At 46.5% G+C, this 19,331-nt stretch carries 19 protein-coding genes; 4 read left to right on the top strand and 15 right to left on the bottom strand.

Features of this window, described 5'->3' with window-relative positions; all coding sequences use genetic code 11:
• Positions 1 to 190: 190 nt before the first annotated feature.
• The 3 genes from EKM75_RS12945 to EKM75_RS10045 all read right to left on the bottom strand — a co-directional run bounded on the left by EKM75_RS12945 (position 191) and on the right by EKM75_RS10045 (position 2,000).
• Complete coding sequence (locus EKM75_RS12945; protein ID WP_225426704.1) at positions 191 to 823, bottom strand: transposase; 633 nt, start codon at positions 821 to 823, stop codon at positions 191 to 193.
• 282 nt (positions 824 to 1,105) lie between these two features.
• Entirely contained in the window at positions 1,106 to 1,393 is a 288-nt protein-coding gene (locus EKM75_RS12940; protein ID WP_225426703.1) for an IS110 family transposase, read from the bottom strand.
• A gap of 316 nt (positions 1,394 to 1,709) precedes the next feature.
• On the bottom strand, positions 1,710 to 2,000 hold the full coding sequence (locus EKM75_RS10045) for a hypothetical protein (RefSeq protein ID WP_125694247.1): 291 nt from the start codon (positions 1,998 to 2,000) through the stop codon (positions 1,710 to 1,712).
• A gap of 295 nt (positions 2,001 to 2,295) precedes the next feature.
• Here EKM75_RS10045 and EKM75_RS10040 point away from each other — a divergent pair, with 295 nt between their 5' ends.
• The 3 genes from EKM75_RS10040 (at position 2,296) to EKM75_RS10030 (ending at position 4,139) form a co-directional block, all read left to right on the top strand.
• Positions 2,296 to 2,730, top strand: a complete 435-nt coding sequence (locus EKM75_RS10040; RefSeq protein ID WP_125694245.1) for a hypothetical protein — start codon at positions 2,296 to 2,298, stop codon at positions 2,728 to 2,730.
• 453 nt (positions 2,731 to 3,183) lie between these two features.
• Positions 3,184 to 3,606, top strand: a complete 423-nt coding sequence (locus tag EKM75_RS10035) for a hypothetical protein (protein WP_125694243.1) — start codon at positions 3,184 to 3,186, stop codon at positions 3,604 to 3,606.
• 32 nt (positions 3,607 to 3,638) lie between these two features.
• On the top strand, positions 3,639 to 4,139 hold the full coding sequence (locus tag EKM75_RS10030; RefSeq protein ID WP_125694241.1) for a hypothetical protein: 501 nt from the start codon (positions 3,639 to 3,641) through the stop codon (positions 4,137 to 4,139).
• A gap of 293 nt (positions 4,140 to 4,432) precedes the next feature.
• Here the strand turns inward: EKM75_RS10030 and lepA are convergent, their stop codons facing one another.
• Positions 4,433 to 6,265, bottom strand: coding sequence for a translation elongation factor 4 (lepA, locus tag EKM75_RS10025; RefSeq protein WP_125681136.1), 1,833 nt, complete (start codon positions 6,263 to 6,265; stop codon positions 4,433 to 4,435).
• A gap of 349 nt (positions 6,266 to 6,614) precedes the next feature.
• Here lepA and EKM75_RS10020 point away from each other — a divergent pair, with 349 nt between their 5' ends.
• Positions 6,615 to 6,953, top strand: coding sequence for a ribonuclease G (locus EKM75_RS10020; protein ID WP_125694239.1), 339 nt, complete (start codon positions 6,615 to 6,617; stop codon positions 6,951 to 6,953).
• Between the two features lie 123 nt (positions 6,954 to 7,076).
• Here EKM75_RS10020 and dltD read toward each other — a convergent pair whose 3' ends face one another.
• The 11 genes from dltD to truB form a co-directional block, all read right to left on the bottom strand.
• Positions 7,077 to 8,366 (bottom strand): D-alanyl-lipoteichoic acid biosynthesis protein DltD, encoded by a 1,290-nt coding sequence (gene dltD / locus EKM75_RS10015; protein ID WP_125694237.1) that lies wholly within the window; start codon positions 8,364 to 8,366, stop codon positions 7,077 to 7,079.
• A gap of 3 nt (positions 8,367 to 8,369) precedes the next feature.
• Entirely contained in the window at positions 8,370 to 8,603 is a 234-nt protein-coding gene (gene dltC, locus EKM75_RS10010; protein ID WP_125681131.1) for a D-alanine--poly(phosphoribitol) ligase subunit DltC, read from the bottom strand.
• A gap of 36 nt (positions 8,604 to 8,639) precedes the next feature.
• Positions 8,640 to 9,848, bottom strand: a complete 1,209-nt coding sequence (dltB, locus tag EKM75_RS10005; RefSeq protein ID WP_125694235.1) for a D-alanyl-lipoteichoic acid biosynthesis protein DltB — start codon at positions 9,846 to 9,848, stop codon at positions 8,640 to 8,642.
• Entirely contained in the window at positions 9,848 to 11,377 is a 1,530-nt protein-coding gene (dltA, locus tag EKM75_RS10000) for a D-alanine--poly(phosphoribitol) ligase subunit DltA (protein WP_125694233.1), read from the bottom strand. Before dltA ends, dltB begins: the two co-directional genes overlap by 1 nt.
• 55 nt (positions 11,378 to 11,432) lie before the next feature.
• Entirely contained in the window at positions 11,433 to 11,582 is a 150-nt protein-coding gene (locus EKM75_RS09995) for a teichoic acid D-Ala incorporation-associated protein DltX (protein ID WP_125681124.1), read from the bottom strand.
• Positions 11,583 to 11,884: 302 nt separating this feature from the next.
• Positions 11,885 to 13,030, bottom strand: a complete 1,146-nt coding sequence (gene dnaJ / locus EKM75_RS09990; protein WP_125694231.1) for a molecular chaperone DnaJ — start codon at positions 13,028 to 13,030, stop codon at positions 11,885 to 11,887.
• 123 nt (positions 13,031 to 13,153) lie between these two features.
• Positions 13,154 to 15,019 carry a molecular chaperone DnaK gene (gene dnaK / locus EKM75_RS09985; protein WP_125694229.1) on the bottom strand — a complete coding sequence of 622 codons (1,866 nt, stop codon included), beginning with the start codon at positions 15,017 to 15,019 and terminating at the stop codon, positions 13,154 to 13,156.
• A 38-nt stretch (positions 15,020 to 15,057) separates the two neighbouring features.
• Positions 15,058 to 15,636 carry a nucleotide exchange factor GrpE gene (gene grpE / locus EKM75_RS09980; RefSeq protein ID WP_125694227.1) on the bottom strand — a complete coding sequence of 193 codons (579 nt, stop codon included), beginning with the start codon at positions 15,634 to 15,636 and terminating at the stop codon, positions 15,058 to 15,060.
• Between the two features lie 20 nt (positions 15,637 to 15,656).
• Complete coding sequence (gene hrcA, locus EKM75_RS09975) at positions 15,657 to 16,694, bottom strand: heat-inducible transcriptional repressor HrcA (protein WP_125694225.1); 1,038 nt, start codon at positions 16,692 to 16,694, stop codon at positions 15,657 to 15,659.
• A 387-nt stretch (positions 16,695 to 17,081) separates the two neighbouring features.
• Positions 17,082 to 18,032, bottom strand: coding sequence for a riboflavin biosynthesis protein RibF (ribF, locus tag EKM75_RS09970; RefSeq protein WP_125694223.1), 951 nt, complete (start codon positions 18,030 to 18,032; stop codon positions 17,082 to 17,084).
• Positions 18,033 to 18,055: 23 nt separating this feature from the next.
• Positions 18,056 to 18,964: a tRNA pseudouridine(55) synthase TruB gene (gene truB, locus EKM75_RS09965; RefSeq protein WP_125694221.1), complete on the bottom strand. Its 909-nt coding sequence runs from the start codon at positions 18,962 to 18,964 to the stop codon at positions 18,056 to 18,058.
• Positions 18,965 to 19,331: the final 367 nt, after the last annotated feature.

Genomic DNA, 19,331 nt, shown 5'->3' with positions numbered 1-19,331 from the left:
TCAAAATCAGAATACAAAAAAGAGGTCCAATTCGAAAGTGAATTGAACCTCTGAAAATCCCTTCATCAACACCGGTTCTAGTAGAATGTCAAATCCCTGCTTTTCAAAAAAAGAGTAAACTAAAGAGTGACAGCCTATTAAGAAAAAAAATTCCATAAATGTTAGTTGTAATGATATTCAAATAATGAGCCTAATGGGAAGTTTTAGTGTAATCATAAACCTGGTTTGTGCAGACCAAGTTCATAATTGTCCTATCAAGCCTATTCACACAAGCAATCGTAGCAACCATATCCGGTTTGGAATAAGGTTCTTTTCTTAACTTATAATAATAATCCACGATATGATTATCCATTCGTGTCTTATTTCTGAGCATGCTTCTAATCATTTCAACCAGAACATAGCGAGCACTATTTTGACCTCTTCGATTTATTCGGTCGGCTTCTTTAAAGCCTCCAGACTGAACTCTCCGTAGATCAATTCCAACGTAAGCGTTCAACTGCTTATAAGTAGAAAACCTTTTGATCTCACCGGTGAACCCTAATAACAGAGCCGTGGATACTTCTCCTGCACCGGGAATACTTGTAATGAGATTAAATTCCGGCAAAGTTCTCGCGTAAACAATCAATTGCCGTTTTAATGAATCATGGATTTGGTTGTATTGCTGGATTTCTTCACAGTATTCGTGAATCTGATCAATTAAAAATGAATCTGCAAGCTGTGCTGGATATGATAGCTGACCTGCCTGCCAAACCTGCTTGCATCGGCGTAAGATTAAATCCGAATGGATTCTAGAGCTCACACAGTTAGCAATTTTTTTAGCCATTGTTTCTGGAACACATCCGATCAGAAAGTCTGGATGAGGGTATAGATTAACGAAAGTTAATCCTAGCACTGATCGAATTGGGTTAAATATATCATTTAGTTCTGGAAAAGTTTGATCTAGTGCCGCGTGCAAGTGGTTAATAGTCCGTGAACGTTCCTTAGTTATCTCTAAATATCGATGTGCCATCAAATGAAGTTGTTCATACAGTTTGGAGTACGGCTTGCGACTATGAATTAATGTTCTTTGTTCAATTCCAAGAAGCGCCAGCTTAACTGCATCTGATCAATCGGTCTTCTGTCTTCGTAATCCCGCCATACGAATGGATGACTCCAGAGGGTTTATCTCCAAATATTGTAGCCCCTCGTCATTAAAAAAACGCGTCAAAGCTCTGGAATAAACACCTGTAGTTTCAAACACTGCCGTTAGTGGCAGATCATTGGTAATTACAGATTTAAGCTTCGAAAAACCAGATTTATTGTGAATAATCCGGAATTCTTTGATTACCGTATGATCATGTAAAAGTGCACAGCTGCTTTTTCCTCGACTGACATCAATACCTAAAACATGCACTTTATCACCTTCCAAATATTTTGAGGCAACAACAGCGTAGATCCGTTCATTTTCTAAGTTCGATCTTAAAGACCCACATCCTAAATCTAACTATTCACTACGTGTTGATGGGCCAGTTTGACACTCGGAATTTATATTCCACTGGTGTTGACGACCTCAACCTCAATTTAAGTATAGTAAAAGAGGTATCAAGATTGTCGTCACAATCTTGATACCTCTTACTTTAGGATGTTTGACAAAGAGCCCAAAAGGCAGTCAACTCCGCTTAACCCCGATAGACAAACAATCCAAGACCGGGATTATTCGTCTATCGACGTTAATGCTCATTGACTAACCGCCTTTGGTCCCATTCTGTTTTGACCGCACTTGTTGGTACCCAGGCAATTAAGTCCCAGGCCACCAACTCACGAAAGCTCATTGCCAAATCGGTTTTGGTCACACCCAATTGCTGCTGAAGTTCCCCCATAGTTACCAGTTGATCCGGTTCCACCGCCACCCGGAGAAGCTCCTCTACTAGTGATATCTCCGTGGGTTTTAGGTAGTCTAGCACCTCATTCAATCGCTGGACAAAGGCCCCAATCCCGTTTTTAAACATAAACTCCGCCATGACTATTCCCCCTGAAAGAATTCTTGTGTGTTTTTTCACAGTTCGATACTGGTAGCTTAGCACGTTTAATGGTCAGACCCTTCTACGAGCAGTCCGTATGAAAAAATGTTTTATAAACTAAGCAATTGCGAGTAATGAGCATCCAATAACCTAACAATTAGACCCATTTGGTCAAAAGGTGCATTTACTATCATACTTTCGAATAGTAAACTGAATACATAATCGCTGACCACGAGATAGAAAGTGAATTCTCCGGTTAAAGACGACAATTATTTTAGGATAGGAGCTGTTCACTTTGCACAAATTTATGACGATCACAGCCACGTTACTGGCTAGTTTAACGTTAGGTGCCACCTTGCCAACCGTTAATGCCAGTGCGAAGACGTACAAGACGACACCAAAGAGTTTACGAGGGTATTATATTGGCAAGAGCGATCTCGTTCAATTCACTGCCCACCAGGTTATTTTGGGAGCACCTCAAGCCGGCCAACTTCCACAGAAAATCAAGAGTATCCGCCAGACTGGCAAGACTTACCGTATTCATGCTATCAGTGAGATGGACAAGGAAGCCATTACCATTAAATTTCAAAAACGGTCGCACCATCACCTTCACTTCTACAATCACAAGAAAGTCTTCCTGTTTGGCAGTAACGTCACTAAGGTCAGCCACCACATTTACCAGAGCTACAACGGTAACCCCTTCCATGGCCTGCCTAAGGGTGTCAAGTAAGCTTCCGCGAAAACATGCCCACTTTCACTTTATTACTTAAAGTTATGGAGGAACCTATGAAAAGAAATAAATCGTGGTTGCTGGTTGGCCTGACGTTGCTTTTAAGCATAATAACGCCTACCCCATACCAGGCTATTACATTCCTTGTTGGTATTAGACTCACACAGCGTATGTCAAAAAGCAATCGCCACTTACCAAATGGGTAATCTAATCTGGAAAACCTGCACCCAGAACCATCTCCAAAAAGGCACTAGAATTCGTATCGCCAATACGGCAAATTTAAGCTGAATCCTTAAGTCCTCTAAGTTAAGAACGGTGCATGGGTATCAATGGGTTGTTAAAAAGCATTTCAACACTAGCTGGCTGAAAAAATAGTAGATACACATTGACTGCTGCTATTGAACTTAAGTAATAAGTCATTCAATCTTTTACTAAAATATAGGAGTTCTACAATTGAAAAAAATTATAACCATCGCGATTGCCGTATTAACTGGCTTAATCTTAAGTGTTTCCCTGCCAGCAACTAACGCCAATGCGAAAACACTCAAGAGCACGCCTGTCAGTATGCGTGGCTACTACATCGGTAAAGGTGATGTTGTAAAAATAACCAAGCATCACTTATATTTGGGTGCCCCCCAGGCTGGTATCAATGGCGGAACTATTAAAAATATTCAACAATCCGGCAAAATCTATCGGTTCCACACCCGAATCGCTGCTTACCATCAAAACGTCACTGTCAAAATTAAACGATTAGCTCATCACCATTTACACTTCTACAACCATGAGTTACGGTCCAGCAAGGTTACTAAGGTTAGCAAGCGCGTTTATAACAACTATTTCAACCATCCGTTACAAGGCTTACCAAAAGGACTTTAACTTTTGTTGCACACAAGAAAGGAAGACTAGTAATGAAAAAAACAATGAAATTATTTTTAATCGCGCTCGTCTGCTTTTTCGCAGTCGGGGCATTAACCACGACCGCATCTGCTCATAAAGCCGGCTATTCATATAGTAAGCTGCCCAAGGGGATGCGGGGAACTTGGTACACCTATACTAACTTTGGTTATGGCAAAAAGAAGATTTATAAACTACATATGAGTAACAAAAACTTGCGTAAATACAAAAAACACAAAGTCTACGCTAACAAAAAGGCCCTGAAAACCGTGAAATATTGGACAGCTACCCAAACGAGTAAGTTTGCCGGCTATCGCTGGATTCATGAATATGGTTGGCAACAAACTGCTGGCGCTGGTGAGTATTATAATTTACACAAGTTTGGCAAGCATAAAGTGTTTACTGTCGCTGAGGGCGCTGGTATTTGGGTCAGTGCCCATTACTACCGGAGTAAAAAAGTTGCTAAGAAGATGGGACAAAAGCATTATCCTAAGTTCTCGTATCAGAATTTTTGATTTTTTAAAGGCTTAATTGCCTCAAAGATCAACGCTAAATAATTAATTTTAGAGAGTCAATGCTACCAGCAAAAAACTCTTCTGAATATAAAAAACTACCAAGGTAAAAATCACCTGGTAGTTTTTTTGTTGATTACTGCTCTAGTCCTTCAAAAAAAGATCCAACGTTAATAAGAACTGACATTGGACCTATAATGACAATCAAATTTCCTTATAAAACAAACGCTTAAACAGTAAACCATACCCTTACCTGATGATACCTAAAGAAGAGTCGTTTACTCTTACACGGACCTCTAGTCGCTTTCATCCTCATCGGTCTTCAGAACGGCCATGAAAGCTTCCTGAGGAATATCAACCTTCCCCACAGCCTTCATCCGTTTCTTACCAACCTTTTGCTTTTCAAGCAACTTCATCCGCCGGGTTCGGTCACCACCGTACAGTTTAGCAGTAACGTCCTTCCGGTAGGCCTTGATGGTCGTCCGGGCAATAATCTTCGCCCCAATGGCCGCCTGTACAGGAATTTCAAAGTTTTGCCGTGGAATAATTTTCTTCAAGCGAGACGCAATTTCCCGACCCCGTTGTGGGGCGAAGGTTCTATGCGCAATAAAACTCAACGCATCGACCTTGTCGCCGTTCAACAGAATATCGATCTTCACCAAGTCCGCAGCTTGATAGCCGTTCATTTCGTAGTCCAATGAGGCATAGCCCCGCGTGCTGGACTTCAACTTATCAAAGAAATCAAAGATGATTTCGGACAGTGGCATGTTGTAGATAATGTTGACCCGGTAATCATCCAAATACTCCATCGTCAGGAACTGACCGCGACGGTGTTGGCAAAGTTCCATGACTGCCCCAACATAATCATTAGGTGCCATAATTGTAGCCTTAACAATAGGTTCCTCGACACTCTTAATCGAAGAAGCTTCCGGCATTTCTGCTGGGTTTTCGACTTCCTTCATCGTCCCATCCGTCAGATATGCGTGATACGTAACGGATGGTGCCGTGGTGATCAAATCAAGGTTAAACTCACGCTCCAGTCGTTCCTGGATGACATCCATGTGCAGCATCCCCAAGAACCCACACCGGAACCCAAAGCCCAACGCCTGTGAGGATTCTGGTTCAAATTCCAACGCAGCATCGTTCAGCTTTAATTTTTCCAGAGCTTCCCGTAAGTCATTCAGCTTAGCGTTGTCCGTTGGGTAAAGTCCGGCGTAAACCATGGGACTCATTTCCCGGTAACCTGGCAACGCCTTGTCAGCGGGCATGGCAGCGTTCGTCACTGTATCACCCACTCGGGTATCCGTGATGTCCTTAATGCTGGCCGTGATGTAACCCACGTCACCGGCAATCAAGTTGTCCCGTGAAATTGGCTTCGGTGAGTTAACCCCCACCTCAGTAACCTCGTATTCACTCCCACTGTTCATTAAACGAATCTTATCGCCCGGTTGAACGGTCCCTTCAAAAACCCGAATGCTCAACACAACGCCTCGATAGTCATCGTAGACGGAGTCAAAGACCAACGCCTTCAATGGTGCGTCTAAATCACCAGCTGGTGCCGGCACCTTAGCCACAACTTGCTCGAGAAGTTCTTCGATCCCGATACCCTGCTTGGCACTCGCCAAGACGGCATCAGAAGCATCGAGCCCGATGACATCTTCGATCTCTTTCTTGACCTTCTCTGGATCAGCCGCTGGTAAATCAATCTTGTTGACGACCGGCACGATTTCCAGGTTGTCATCCAGGGCTAAATAGACGTTTGCTAACGTCTGAGCTTCGACACCCTGCGCAGCGTCGACGACCAGTACGGCCCCTTCACACGCTGCCAGACTCCGTGAGACCTCATAGGAGAAGTCGACGTGTCCTGGTGTATCGATCAAATGAAATTCGTAATCGTGGCCGTCCTTGGCGTGATAGGTCAGCTCCACCGCGTTCAACTTGATGGTAATTCCCCGTTCACGTTCAAGGTCCATGTTATCCAACACCTGATCTTGCATATCGCGCTTGGAGATGGTATCAGTCAATTCCAAGATGCGGTCCGCTAACGTAGATTTCCCGTGGTCAATATGGGCCACAATGGAAAAATTGCGAATATATTTTTGATGTGCTTTTAATTTTTCAAGATCCATGTTGATTTCCTACTTTCTTAAACGCCATGTCTAAACAATTATACCATAGACCCAGCATTTGCCTAATTTTAAGGCAGTTAAATCCGCTAAAATCAAGGCTTTCTTCCCAATCTGGCAGACCAGCCACAATCACTGTTATGGACTCGGTTTCTGAACACTTTCAGCTCAACCGAAAAAATTGAAACTATCACACCACTTCCAAGCTGATTTATAGTAAAATAAACATAGTCTGTTTGAAGCAACTGACTAAATATTTATTCGTTAATTATTATCGGGGCTTTTCGCAGCAACTTAACCGTCCAAAACTGACCGACGTTAAAAGCTGTTTTTTCCAGGGAGGAAAACATTTATGCAAGAGAACGGTAAAACTGTCCCACAAGAGGTCAAAGGCTGGAACTGGGGCGCCTTTATGTACAACATTTTCTGGGGACTTGGTAACAAGACCTATCTGCCCCTCCTCATGCTCATTCCCATCTTCAACATCGTATGGATCTTTGTGGTCGGCTTCAAAGGGAACGAATGGGCTTGGCAAAAGGGTGACTACCAAGACGTGGAAACCTTCAAGGCTGTTCAAAAAACTTGGAACCGCGCCGGGTTGATCAACTTCATCGTGGCGGTAGCCAGTGTCGTCCTTTACTGGATCTTCTTCGCGACTGTCTTGGCCAGCTTGTTCGGAAACAACTATTAATCGTTCGCTAATTTTAGCTATTATTTTTAAAGACAACGGTCGTTATTCCTTATATTTGGGAATAGCGACTTTTTATCACCATCAATAAAAATGGTCTCCAACCTTTTGATTGGAGACCATTTTTTATTTTGCTTCATTTTCATACTGCTTTAAATCTGATGGTGCCAACTGTTGCCACTTCTTCGAGTAGAACTTGTCGTTGATGCTGTATTTTGGTTGTTCCTGCTGCTTCGTCAAGAACGGGTTGACCCGTTGATCGACGGCCAGCCAACCGCGCCAGCCCAAGTGAATCGTGTCAGTCATAAAGTACGGCACGTTCCCCTTGTCACTCAAGTCGACAATGTTATTAAACCCTTGTGACTGAAGTTGGTAATGAATCTTTTCATCAAACTGCTTAAGCATGCTTGCCGAAAGCCCCGTGTACTTCTGCCACTTAGCGTTAACTGGCGGAATAATGAACAGCACGTTGGTGTTCAGGCGCGCAAACTGATCCAAACACAGCTGGAAGTCCGCAAATTCTGGTGACTTCGTGTAAGACAGATTCTTTTGAAAGTCTTTCAACTTCCCGTGTTTTAATTCTTTCTTCAAACCTTGATGGTAAAACTTGTTGCTAATACCGAACCGGTTATCGTTCGTTGCCGCTTTCCCTAACCGGCCTCCCAAGGCATCCAGCGCCGAGTAAGAGTAATGAGTGGGTAACTTCTTGGCCTGCTGGTTAACCTTATTCAAGTTTTGCGATGGCAAGTCAATGCCAGAGAAGAATTGGTCTTCTTGCGTCAGCATATTCTTACGCGTCTGTAGGTAGAAGCGCTGATAATCCGTTAACTTCTTCCCACTAGCAACCCGTTGCAGCGCCGCGTAAATAAAGTGGTCCGATTGGGCAGCTGGCATCTGCAGCAACCGCTGGGCCGCGTATTGGTCAATCGCGTCGCTACGGAAATGCGTCAGCCATTCAGCCGTCTGCAATTGTGAGTAGTAGAACCCAAAGGCATCCTTTCGCGTTCCGCTCTTTACAAACCATTGGGGCGAAATCACAAAAACCGCTTTCTTATTCCGCAATTGCCCTTGGATGTTTTGCATCACAAAGTACTGCGTCAAAGATTGTGACCCCCGGGCACCTAACAGAAATGGCCGGTAATCCCGGTGGTATTTCTGTGCTAGGACCGAAGGATGCATGGGATCAAACCGGGACCATTCAGAGGACCCAAAGAACGGGACAAACCCATCCTTCAAGGCTTCCTCTTTAATGTGCTTTCCCCGCAGAACGTTGGGCGACAGCGAGACTGCTGCCTGCCGCTCGTGCGACTTGCTAACGTGGCTAAAACCTAACTTGACTGGCATCGCCAGTACCGCAAAAACTAGAACAGCCGCGAGAATTAACGGACCAAAGATCCGTAGAAGTCGCTTTGCCATTGGCTAGGCCAGGCTTTCGACTTTCGCAACGATTTTGTTGGGCGTGTCCCACTCTGACCGCTCAAATTCAGAAACAGGTACGTTGACCCCTAATTCACTTTGTAATTGTAATAACAATTGAACTGAACCCATGGAATCCATTAACCCACTGTCAAACAGGTTATCATCCATTGCACCACTAACATCGTTCCCCGTTAAGTCACTTAAAATTGCTAAAACCGTTGCTTTGATATCCATTTTAATTTCCCCCTATATGAAATTTAAACCCGTATTTTATTGGAACCATAACTTATCCAGTAATCCTGAGAAAATCAGGAAACTGAAGCAGACCATATTTGCCGTCAAAAAGATAGCAAACCACTGCGTAAATCGGTTGTGTGGCACGCTCGCCCGGTGCTTCTTTTTGTACCGGAGCCAGGTGTCATTCACCACCAAAGCCACCCCATGAAACAGGCCGTAGGTGATGTAGTACCAAGTTACCCCGTGCCAGAACCCCATGACTAACATGTTGATAATGTAAGTCACGTTGGCTGTGGTCGTTGGTTTCTTGAAGACCTTATGCTTCATGAACCAGAAAACCAGTCGCATGTAGATAAAGTCACGGAACCAGAATGACAACGTGATGTGCCAACGATTCCAGAAATCCTTGATGTTTGGTGAACGCCAAGGTTGATTAAAGTTCATTGGTGTCTCAATCCCCATAATGTAGGACGTCCCCACCGCAAACAGTGAATACCCAGCGAAGTCGAAGAACAAGTCCGCACTGTAACAGTACATGTAGCCGATTACCGGCCATGACATGTCCAAGAACCCACCTCGTGAATTCATCGCCATCAGCTGTAACTTCGGCATCAACATTGTTCCGAAGTAGTACGCCAGAATGAACTTATACAGAAATCCCACAAAGATGTAACGGATTCCCTTTTGCACCATTCCCAGATACTTCTCCCGGTCCGGTACCGACCGATAGTCGGCTTCAAACCGCCGATAACGGTCAATTGGTCCGGAAGAAATGGTTGGGAAGAATAGCATAAATTGTAAAAACGTCATGATGTTGTAGTCTTTTAACGTTCCATCTCGTGTTTCCATCATGGTCTGCACGGCTCTAAACGTTAAATAACTGACACCCAAGAAACCAATCAGGGACGACTGACCATTTTCAACTGCCGGTGTCACCTTAACAATGGTTAACGGCAGAATGGCCAAAATCACCATGACGTAGAAGAACGGCCCCGAATTCTTGTGTCTTCGGTAAACGGCATACCCCCAGGTGAGCGCCACTTCGTACAAAATGTAGATAATCAAGGCTACCCCTTGTGTCCACTTAGGACCACCAAAGGTCAGGACCAGGAAGAAGATTGAAATCAGTGTTTCGTACAAACGTGACCGCTTGCCGTATAGAAGACCAATCATTAGTGGCAACAGTGCCACCCCCAACAGGGCAAAATACGTTGGGTTACCGTATGGTTCAAATGACAGCATTAGTGATTGACCTCGGCAATGATAGATTTAATATCGACCTTGCCGTTGGGGGTCATCGGTAGGCTATCTTTATAAACGAAGCGTTGTGGGATCATGTATTCCATCATATCTCCGCCTTGTAAATTGTCTTTAATTGCTTTCGTCAGATCCAGTTCACTGGCAAAGTCGTGTGCTTGTGGCACTACCCAGGCAATCAACTGGCTAACTTTATGGTTCCGATCATAGCGAGGTACCGCCACACCCACTTGAATATGGTCTTCCTGAGACAGGTAATGGTTAACCTCTTCCAGTTCGATGCGGTACCCGTGAAGCTTAATTTGAAAGTCGGTTCGACCTCGATACATAATCAGGCCATTGTCCAACTGAACCCCCAAGTCACCAGAACGGTAAACCCGCCGACCATCAACGTTCAAGAACGCCTTTTCAGTCTTTTCTGGATTGTTTAAGTAGCCCTTGGACATGGACGGACCACAAATCAAAATCTCACCTTCAACACCAGCAGCTACTGGATGTAATTGCTCATCGACCACTAGCATCTCAGTGTCAGCTTTAGCATAGCCAATCGGTAACCGTGGATAATCTGCTAAGATCGTGTCCGTAATCTCAACTTGTGTGACCGCCACGGTCGTTTCCGTTGGGCCATACGTGTTAAAGATACGGGCGTGTGGGAATCGTTGCCGGAGTGTCTGCGCCGTGGCGTGCGTTAATTCCTCACCACAGAACAGGAACCGGGTCAGGTTAGGATACCGTTCCTCACTAAACGTGGGTTCCATCAGACAAATATCCACAAACGATGGCGTTGAGACCCAAACATTTAGGGCCATCTTAGGCAAGGTCGTGAATAAATCCCTGAAGTTATCCGTTACCGTCTTCGGTAAGGCAACTAGCGTGCCCCCTGCAGCCAATGTTGGCCCCCAATCCATCACGGATAAGTCAAACGAGTAAGGCGCCTGAGACAGCGTTCTAGGTGTCTCTGGCAACGTGAAGTCCGAACTCAACATCCAGTTCACATAGCTCAATAAGTTGGTATGCGAAATTTGAACCCCTTTAGGTTTCCCGGTGGTCCCTGACGTAAAGATGATGTAATAGGTCTCATCCCCCGTCACTTCATGAGTCACCTGGTAATCAGCCACTGGCTGGTCAAGAATCTCGCCCAACTCCTCGGTGGCAATCACGGGGGTCCCCGTTAACGTTGTTGGCAGTGGACTGACCGCAATGGCCGCCACCGGTTTAGCAATCTCATTAATCGTGACGATTCGTTCAACTGGCGAATGCGTATCAATTGGCACGTACGCGTGACCACTCTTCACAATTCCCAAGAAGGTCGCCATCATATCGAATGTCTGCCCACCATACACCAGAACTGGTGATTCTCGTGGTAAGTCCATTTCATCTAGATGTGCTGCTAAGGCATCCGAACGCTGTTTTAAATCACCATACGTGTTCGTCTGTCCTAAATAATCATACGCGATCCGTTCCGGATCACTTTGTGCTATCTGATCAATTGCTTTGATCATGTTTTCAATCATTCTCTATCCCCCCCAAAGGCTATCCGGCTTAATCATGCGGTCGTTGACCCCTCAACTAGAACTCGTTGTAAATAAACGTCGAGTTGTTTAGTCCGCTGTAGCCGTACAAATATACTAATGCCATCAAAATCACAAAGTAGAATACCGTCCAGCCAATGAACGCAATTACCGGCTGATGCCATAATGCCAGCCACTTTGCTCTCATGAAATTCACCCCCAAAGTTTTGTCGGTTGATTCGTCCCCAAAACCGATGTCCGTTCGCCACTGCTCAGAAGGGACTTTCCCCGACGAATCCTTCTGACCAGTTGAGGAGTCATGTAGCCCCAGCTACGCTCCTTATATTTTGAGGTTATCATTGTGAAAACCGGATTGCAAACAACACTACTCAACCTTAAAGCTTTCTTTTCTTTTCGACCGGGTCAAAGTCATTTTGGGCCACAAAAAAGGCTGCCGAAAATCTTCAGCAGCCTTGATAGATTAGTCATTATAGCGATTTTTTTCGACGACTAATTTTCGTTGAATTTATCGCGCATTTTGTTAAATAAGTTTCCTTTTCCAGTCCCGGAGACCGTTTCACCACTGGCTTTGGCAAAGTCACGCAAGGCGTCTCGCTGACCCTTGTTCAGGTTCTTAGGGGTTAAGACTTTCACAGTCACGTGTTCGTCACCGTTACCATTACCACGTAAGCGTGGTGCGCCTTTACCCTTCAAACGGAACGTGGTCCCACCTTGTGTCCCGGCAGGAATCTTCAGCTTAACGTCACCATGAACCGTCTTGACCGTGACTTCGTCGCCCATTGTAGCTTGAACGAAGGAAATATCCTGATCAAAGTAAATTTCCGTGCCATCACGGCGGAAGTCCTTGCTAGGTTCAACTTGGAAGATAATGAACAGGTCACCGTAACCACCGCCATTTTGGCCGGCTTCACCCTGACCTTGTAACCGCATTTGCTGACCGTCATCCACACCAGCTGGAACGGAGACTTCAACTTCATGCCGTTCTTCTTCGTGACCAGAACCACCACAGGTTGGGCACTTTTCCTTGATTTCCTTACCAGTTCCGTGACATACGGGGCAAGGTTGTTGGCTACGCATCCGACCGAGAGGTGTGTTCGTCTCAGTCGTCACGAACCCAGAACCGCCACATTGATGACAGGTAACTGGTGAGGTACCAGGCTTAGCACCGTTCCCACCACAGGTATGACACTGTGATTCACGGGTGTATTTGATCTTAGTCTTCTTACCAAAGATGGCCTCCTCAAACTTCAAGTCCATCTGGTACTGAAGGTCCCGACCAGGACGTGGTGCGTTGGGATTCCGTTGACCACCGCCACCACCAAAGAATGAATTGAAGATGTCGTCGAAGCCACCGCCGCCACCAAAACCGCCGAAGCCGCCTTGTTGACCGCCACCGAAGCCACCGAACCCTTGGGAGCCATCGGCTGAACCGTACTGATCATAATTGGCCCGCTTCTGTTCATCCCCCAGCACGTCGTATGCATCCTGAACGGCTTTAAATTTATCCGCCGCGTCTGGTGCCTTGTTCAAGTCTGGGTGATACTTCTTTGATAATTTTCGATAGGCCTTCTTAATTTCATCCTGGCTGGCATCCTTTGCGACACCTAATACGCCATATAAGTCCGTTTCCGCCATCTTTTTCCTCCCAATTCTTACCGATATTTTTCGCTACTTGTAAGAATAGCATACTCGAAACAAAAAGCCAAAGCCCCACGGACTCTGACTTTTTGCCTACTACTTGCTACCGTGAGCTAGAAATTACTTCTTATCGTCGTCGTTAACTTCGTGGAAGTCACCATCAACGGTATCGCCGTCCTTACCAGCATCCTTGGCATCAGCACCTTTATCAGCACCGTCGCCCTTACCGGCGGCTTGTTGAGCTTGTTGTGCTTGTTGGTATAACTTAACGGATAAGTCTTGGATAATCTTGTTCAAGTCATCCTTCTTGGACTTCATGTCGTCAAGGTCGTTCGCTTCTTGCGCCTTCTTGAGGGCGTCACGAGCATCTTCAGCCTTCTTGATTTCGTCGTCAGAAACTTTACCCTTAACATCCTTCAAGGTCTTGTCAGTCTGGAACAAGAGTTGGTCGACTTCGTTCTTCGTGTCGACTTCTTCCTTGCGCTTCTTGTCGGCTGCTTCATTTTCCTTGGCTTCGTTCATCATCTTTTCAACTTCTTCGTCAGACAGACCGTCGGAGCTCTTGATGGTGATCTTTTGTTCCTTGTTCGTTCCCATGTCCTTAGCAGACACGTTAACGATACCGTTCTTATCAATATCAAACGTTACTTGAATTTGAGGAACCCCACGAGGTGCAGCTGGAATGTCAGCTAATTGGAAGTTACCCAACGTCTTGTTGTCAGCAGCCATTGGCCGTTCACCTTGTAAGACGTGGATATCAACGGCTGGTTGGTTGTCAGCAGCGGTTGAGAAGACTTGGGACTTGCTGGTAGGAATCGTCGTGTTCCGATCGATCAACTTGGTGAAGACGCCACCCATCGTTTCGATACCTAAGGACAATGGCGTAACATCCAACAGAACAACGTCCTTCACATCACCGGTGATGACCCCACCTTGAACAGCAGCACCTAAAGCAACGGCTTCGTCAGGGTTGATTGAGTGGTTGGATTCCTTACCCGTCCACTTTTCAACAGCTTCTTGCACGGCTGGAATCCGAGTGGACCCACCGTTTAAGATGACAACGTCGATGTCGCTGGCTTGTAAGTCAGCATCCTTCAAGGCGTTTTCAACTGGAATCCGGGTCTTTTCAACCAGATCAGCAGTCAATTCGTTGAACTTAGCACGGCTCAAGCTCTTTTCCAAATGCAGTGGGCCGTTATCCCCAGCAGAAATAAATGGCAAGCTGATGGAAGCTTCAGTCACACCAGAAAGGTCCTTCTTAGCTTTTTCAGCAGCATCCTTCAAACGTTGAACAGCCATCTTGTCCTTAGACAAGTCCACACCGTTTTCTTGCTTGAAGCCATCGATCAACCAATCCATGATCTTTTGGTCGAAGTCATCCCCACCTAAATGCGTGTCACCGTTGGTAGACAGAACGTCAAAGACACCGTCACCTAAGTCCAAAACAGAAACGTCAAAGGTCCCACCACCAAGGTCGTAGACCATGACTTTTTCATCTTTGTCTTGCTTGTCCAAACCATAAGCCAAAGCAGCAGCCGTTGGTTCGTTGATGATCCGTTCAACGTTCAAGCCAGCAATCTTACCGGCATCCTTCGTGGCTTGCCGTTGGGCATCGTTGAAGTAAGCTGGGACCGTGATGACCGCCTTGTCGACCGTGTCACCAATGTAGTCTTCAGCAAAAGACTTCAGGTGTTGTAAGATCATTGCAGAAACTTGTTCTGGCGTGTAATCCTTGCCATCAACCGTTTCCTTGAAACCTGATTCACCCATATGACTCTTGATGGATGAGATCGTGTTAGGGTTGGTGATTGCTTGCCGCTTGGCAACTTCACCAACTTGAGTTTCGCCGTCTTTAAATGCAACGACGGATGGCGTCGTCCGGGCGCCTTCTTTGTTCGCAATAATCTTTGGGGTGCTACCTTCAAGAACGGCAACGGCTGAGTTAGTCGTCCCTAAGTCAATCCCGATAATCTTGTTACTTGCCATCAAAAATTCCCTCTTTTATAGTTTTTTTGTTTGTTTAATTATTGTGCGACAACGACCATTGCTGGCCGAAGTACGCGGTCCTTCAAGAGATAACCCTTTTGGAGCACCTTGACGACCGTCTCTGCATCCTGTCCTGCTTCAGCGGGAACGGATTGCACGGCCTGATGACGCGTGGGGTCAAACTTTTGGCCCATGGCTTCAATCTCCGTGACGTTGTTACGCTTCAAGGCGTCTTCCAAGTGATCGTAGGTCATTTGGACACCCTTTTTAAGCTGAGCACCCGTATCATCGGTTGCTTCAACTGCGAGGGCCCGCTCCAGGTTATCGATCACGGGGAGCACGTCCTTTGCAAGTTGTTGGCCATCATACTTGATGAGCGTCGCTTGTTCCTTTTGGAACCGCGTCTGCATGTTTTGCACTTCGGCTTCGGCCCGCAGGTACTTGTCCTCAAAGTCACTGGCTTTCTTCTCTAAGTCAATCACTTCTTGCGACTTAGGCGCTGCTTGGGATTTCTCCGTCGCGTCCTGGCCTTGCTCAGTCTTACCTGAATCTTGCTTGGTTGTGGCGGCCTTTGCCGCAGTTTCATCATCAGTGGATGATTGTTGCTTGTCAGCCACGATAAAAAACCTCCCTTTCTTTACTCGTCGTAAAACCGATAATAATCTAAAAGTTTTTTCGCGAGCTCTTCACGAAACGCACCGACAATTCCCAACATCCGCGAGTATGGCATGCGGGTCGGCCCGAGAATGGCAATCATGCCCTTCCCGTGCTGATCAACGTCATAGGTCGCGGTGATCAGGCTGTAATTACGCAACGCGTCGTTGGTCATCTCGTTACCGATTTGAACGGAAATGTTATCACTTGGTTGTCCTAAAACATTGGCGATATCATCGCTCTGATCAATCAGTGAGTACAGCGACTTCAGTGAGTCGACGTCGCTATCCTGTGAGAAGTTCAACAGGTTCAACCGACCGCCAACGTAGAAACGCTCCTGAGCTGCGCGGGTCAACACATCACCGAAAATATCCAAGAATCCAGTGGGACTCTGGAGATAATTAGCAATTTGGACCGGAATGTCGAGCTGCAATTTCTTAATAACCTCTGGTAAGGTCAACCCTACCAATTGATCATTGATCAACCGCACGACGGCTTCCAGCTGGTCGCCCTTTACATCTTCACTCACATCAAACGTCTGGTTTTCCACGTCACCACCGTCGGTCACGAGAATCGCCATTACCTGACGCCGACCTAATGGTACCAGCCGGAACCCGCTTAACCGGGCATCCTTCAGTTCTGGCTTCAACGTGAACGCCGTATACGACGTCAGGTTGGATAAAATCGTGGCGGACTGTGAAATGATCTCGTCGATCTTGTGGAAATCCCCACCAAGTGAGGATTGAATCACGTCCATATCGTTTGGCTGTAGTGGATCTGGCTTAACCAGATGATCAACGTAGTACCGATAGCCTTCCACCGAAGGAATGCGCCCAGACGAAGAGTGGGTCTTCTTGATCAATCCCTGCTCCTCAAGCGCGGCCATCTCGTTACGAATTGTCGCTGAGCTTACGTGGATGGGTAACTGCTTGGCTAATGCCTTTGACCCCACCGGTACCCCGGTGTTAGTAAAGTCGCGGACAACGGCTCGCAGAATCATCATTTGTCTTTCTGAAAGCATCACAATCACCCCTTTTTTAGCACTCAAACTATACAAGTGCTAAGACACATATATAATGTAGCAAAACCGGGTTTTGAAGTCAAGAAATCTGGCAGAATTTTTAGCAAACTCTGCGGTTAAGTGCTAATTTTTTGAATTTTTCCTGGAATTCGACGTAATCAGATCCTAAATCCGCAATTTTTCAGACAACCACTAGCACCCTTAAACGACCCCACATACATCTAAATTTCACTTCGTATTCTGATGTGTCAGCTAAAAAGAGACCGAGAATTTTCATCTCGGTCTCCTTCATGTAGAAAAATGCTATTTTTTAAATTAGATAAGCCACACTCTGCCTAGCTGGATTTCACCAGACCGAAGTTCAAGCAAACCAGTAACGACCCCACCTTAGTCAGCAGCTACTCGCTTAAAGTAGTCTCTGGTCGCCACTTCGTCTTGCTTGAGTTGCGCCACCAGGGCCTCCACGCCGTCAAACTTGATTTCACCACGCAACCGATGGTGCCACTCGACCTCGACCGGTTCACCATACAGGTTGCCTTGAAAATCAAGCAGATTCATCTCAACGGTAATCGGCCGATTGTCACCAAAGGTCACGTTGCGACCTACTGAAACCATCCCAGGATACCAGATTGCGCCTACTTTTAGCCGAGCCGTGTAGATACCAATACCTGGCAGCCATTCGTCTTCTGGTGACAACACATTGGCTGTAGGGAACCCAATCGTTCGGCCCCTGGCCTCACCGTGAACGACCAAACCAGTCGAGCGGTACGTGTACCCCAATAACTGGTTGGCTAAGTCCACGTCGCCCGCCTTCAAGGCCTGCCGAATGCGCGTGGAACTAATTTTTTCCTGATTCTTAGCCTCTTCGGCCACAGTGATCACGTCAAACCGTCCCTGGGCGTACCCAGCGAGCTTATCCATGGTCGCCACGTCCTTTTTTCCGTAAGTGTGGTCAAAACCAGCCACAGCGGCTACCGTGTGAAACTTCACGAGGTAGTTGTCGACAAACTCCTGGGGCGTTTGCGCTGAGAACTCCCCGGTGTAATTGACCAAGAAGACCCGGTCTACGCCCAACCGGTCTAGCTTACGCAACTTGCGCTCAGTCGTACTCAAATACTTCCGGTCATCTGGTTCCAGTGGTCGATAAACCAAGGCCGGATGATGATCGTAGGTCAGAACCGCTAGTTTAACGTTACGGTCCCGTGCTTCCGCCTTCGCCCGGTTAATGACCGCTTGATGCCCACGATGGACCCCGTCAAAGAATCCCATGGCTAAGACCACCGGCTCATTCGGAATCTGCCGTTCATCTAACGGATGGTGGATGTTGATAACTTCCATTTTGCAATTCCTCTTCTCAAAGCTTAATTCACCGCAAACATTTTAAGCGGCTTATATTGTTTTTTTTCATCGGACCACTGGTAGAGACACTTAGTCTGGCCCTGATAGCTCAACGCAATCGTTGGCGCCGAACTGGACACCTCATGGGCGCTCAAAAAAACGCCATTCTTCACCAGGCCCCATAAATGGTCGTCTAAGGCCACATGTGGGAAGTCTTGGAGTGCGTAATCAATTGGTCGTAAAACGTCGTCTAGGCGTTCCTCAGCTACTGCTGACGCCACTTCATCCAGGCTGACCGCCTGGTCAAGCGTAAAACCACCACTCTTTAGCCGGGTCAGATCAGACATGACAGCTGGTACGCCCAAAGCCCGACCTAAGTCGACGGCAAGGGTCCGGATATAAGTCCCCTTAGAACAGCCAATTTCAAACTTGATTGTTTGGGTTCCGGCCGTTCCATCAAAGGTACCCGCATCAGTCAACGTAAAGTGGTCAACCGTAATGGTCCGCGTTGGCCGTTCCACAGTCTCTCCAGCTCGCGCATATTCATACAACTTGCGCCCATTCACCTTCACAGCAGAAAACATGGGCGGTGTTTGCTGAATCGTCCCCGTCAAAGTCGCCGCGGCCGCCTTGAGATCTACCAGAGAAAAAGGTTCAGTCAACTGCCGCCGACTGATTTCTTCGCCGTCTAAGTCTTCCGTCGTGGTCGCAAAACCGAGCGTGACGCTTCCCCGGTAAACCTTACCGGAAGCCATTAGGTAAGGAACCACCTTCGTGGCTGATCCGATACAGATGGGTAAAACCCCATCCACGCCTGGATCCAATGTGCCACTATGTCCCACTTTTTTCGTGTGTAAAATGTGTCGTAACTTTGCCACGCAGTCAAAGCTGGTCAGACCGCGTTCCTTATATAGGGGAATGATACCGTCCATTGAGACTCCTCCAATTTTTTGGTTGTGGTTAAGTGTGATGCTATTTCCAATCCTGGGTAACGGCTTTAAAACCACCGCCCACCAGATCGACGCTAAATGTCAGTTCTATTAGCCTATCACTCTTTGTGAAATTAGGCCAGACTCACGACGCCGGTGGGTGGTTCTGACCGCCAATCTGAGTAATTGAAAATTGAAAGCTTTTTAATCCCATTAATCTCATCATAACAACGATTAAATTAGCCTATCTCTCAGCTCACACAGTACTTTGCGGTCAACTACCGAAAAACTACCATAATTCATGCAAGTAGCGCCTTCAACCACGCACATGCTTAACCGCAATCAGAGCCGGCCCCATCCCTGGCCACCG

This window comes from Levilactobacillus tongjiangensis (assembly GCF_003946345.1).
Lineage (GTDB): Bacteria > Bacillota > Bacilli > Lactobacillales > Lactobacillaceae > Levilactobacillus > Levilactobacillus tongjiangensis.
This window is presented reverse-complemented; position numbering and strand designations above follow the sequence as displayed.

Coding starts and splice junctions, on each gene's coding strand:
- EKM75_RS09995 (WP_125681124.1), bottom strand. CDS start 11,582: ATGAGAGCAAAGTGGCTGGCATTATGGCATCAGCCGGTAATTGCGTTC.
- ribF (WP_125694223.1), bottom strand. CDS start 18,032: ATGGAAGTTATCAACATCCACCATCCGTTAGATGAACGGCAGATTCCG.
- dltC (WP_125681131.1), bottom strand. CDS start 8,603: ATGGATATCAAAGCAACGGTTTTAGCAATTTTAAGTGACTTAACGGGG.
- lepA (WP_125681136.1), bottom strand. CDS start 6,265: ATGGATCTTGAAAAATTAAAAGCACATCAAAAATATATTCGCAATTTT.
- dltB (WP_125694235.1), bottom strand. CDS start 9,848: ATGCTGTCATTTGAACCATACGGTAACCCAACGTATTTTGCCCTGTTG.
- EKM75_RS12945 (WP_225426704.1), bottom strand. CDS start 823: ATGGCTAAAAAAATTGCTAACTGTGTGAGCTCTAGAATCCATTCGGAT.
- dltA (WP_125694233.1), bottom strand. CDS start 11,377: ATGATTGAAAACATGATCAAAGCAATTGATCAGATAGCACAAAGTGAT.
- EKM75_RS10030 (WP_125694241.1), top strand. CDS start 3,639: ATGAAAAAAACAATGAAATTATTTTTAATCGCGCTCGTCTGCTTTTTC.
- truB (WP_125694221.1), bottom strand. CDS start 18,964: ATGGACGGTATCATTCCCCTATATAAGGAACGCGGTCTGACCAGCTTT.
- dnaJ (WP_125694231.1), bottom strand. CDS start 13,030: ATGGCGGAAACGGACTTATATGGCGTATTAGGTGTCGCAAAGGATGCC.
- dnaK (WP_125694229.1), bottom strand. CDS start 15,019: ATGGCAAGTAACAAGATTATCGGGATTGACTTAGGGACGACTAACTCA.
- hrcA (WP_125694225.1), bottom strand. CDS start 16,694: ATGCTTTCAGAAAGACAAATGATGATTCTGCGAGCCGTTGTCCGCGAC.
- EKM75_RS10045 (WP_125694247.1), bottom strand. CDS start 2,000: ATGGCGGAGTTTATGTTTAAAAACGGGATTGGGGCCTTTGTCCAGCGA.
- dltD (WP_125694237.1), bottom strand. CDS start 8,366: ATGGCAAAGCGACTTCTACGGATCTTTGGTCCGTTAATTCTCGCGGCT.
- EKM75_RS10020 (WP_125694239.1), top strand. CDS start 6,615: ATGCAAGAGAACGGTAAAACTGTCCCACAAGAGGTCAAAGGCTGGAAC.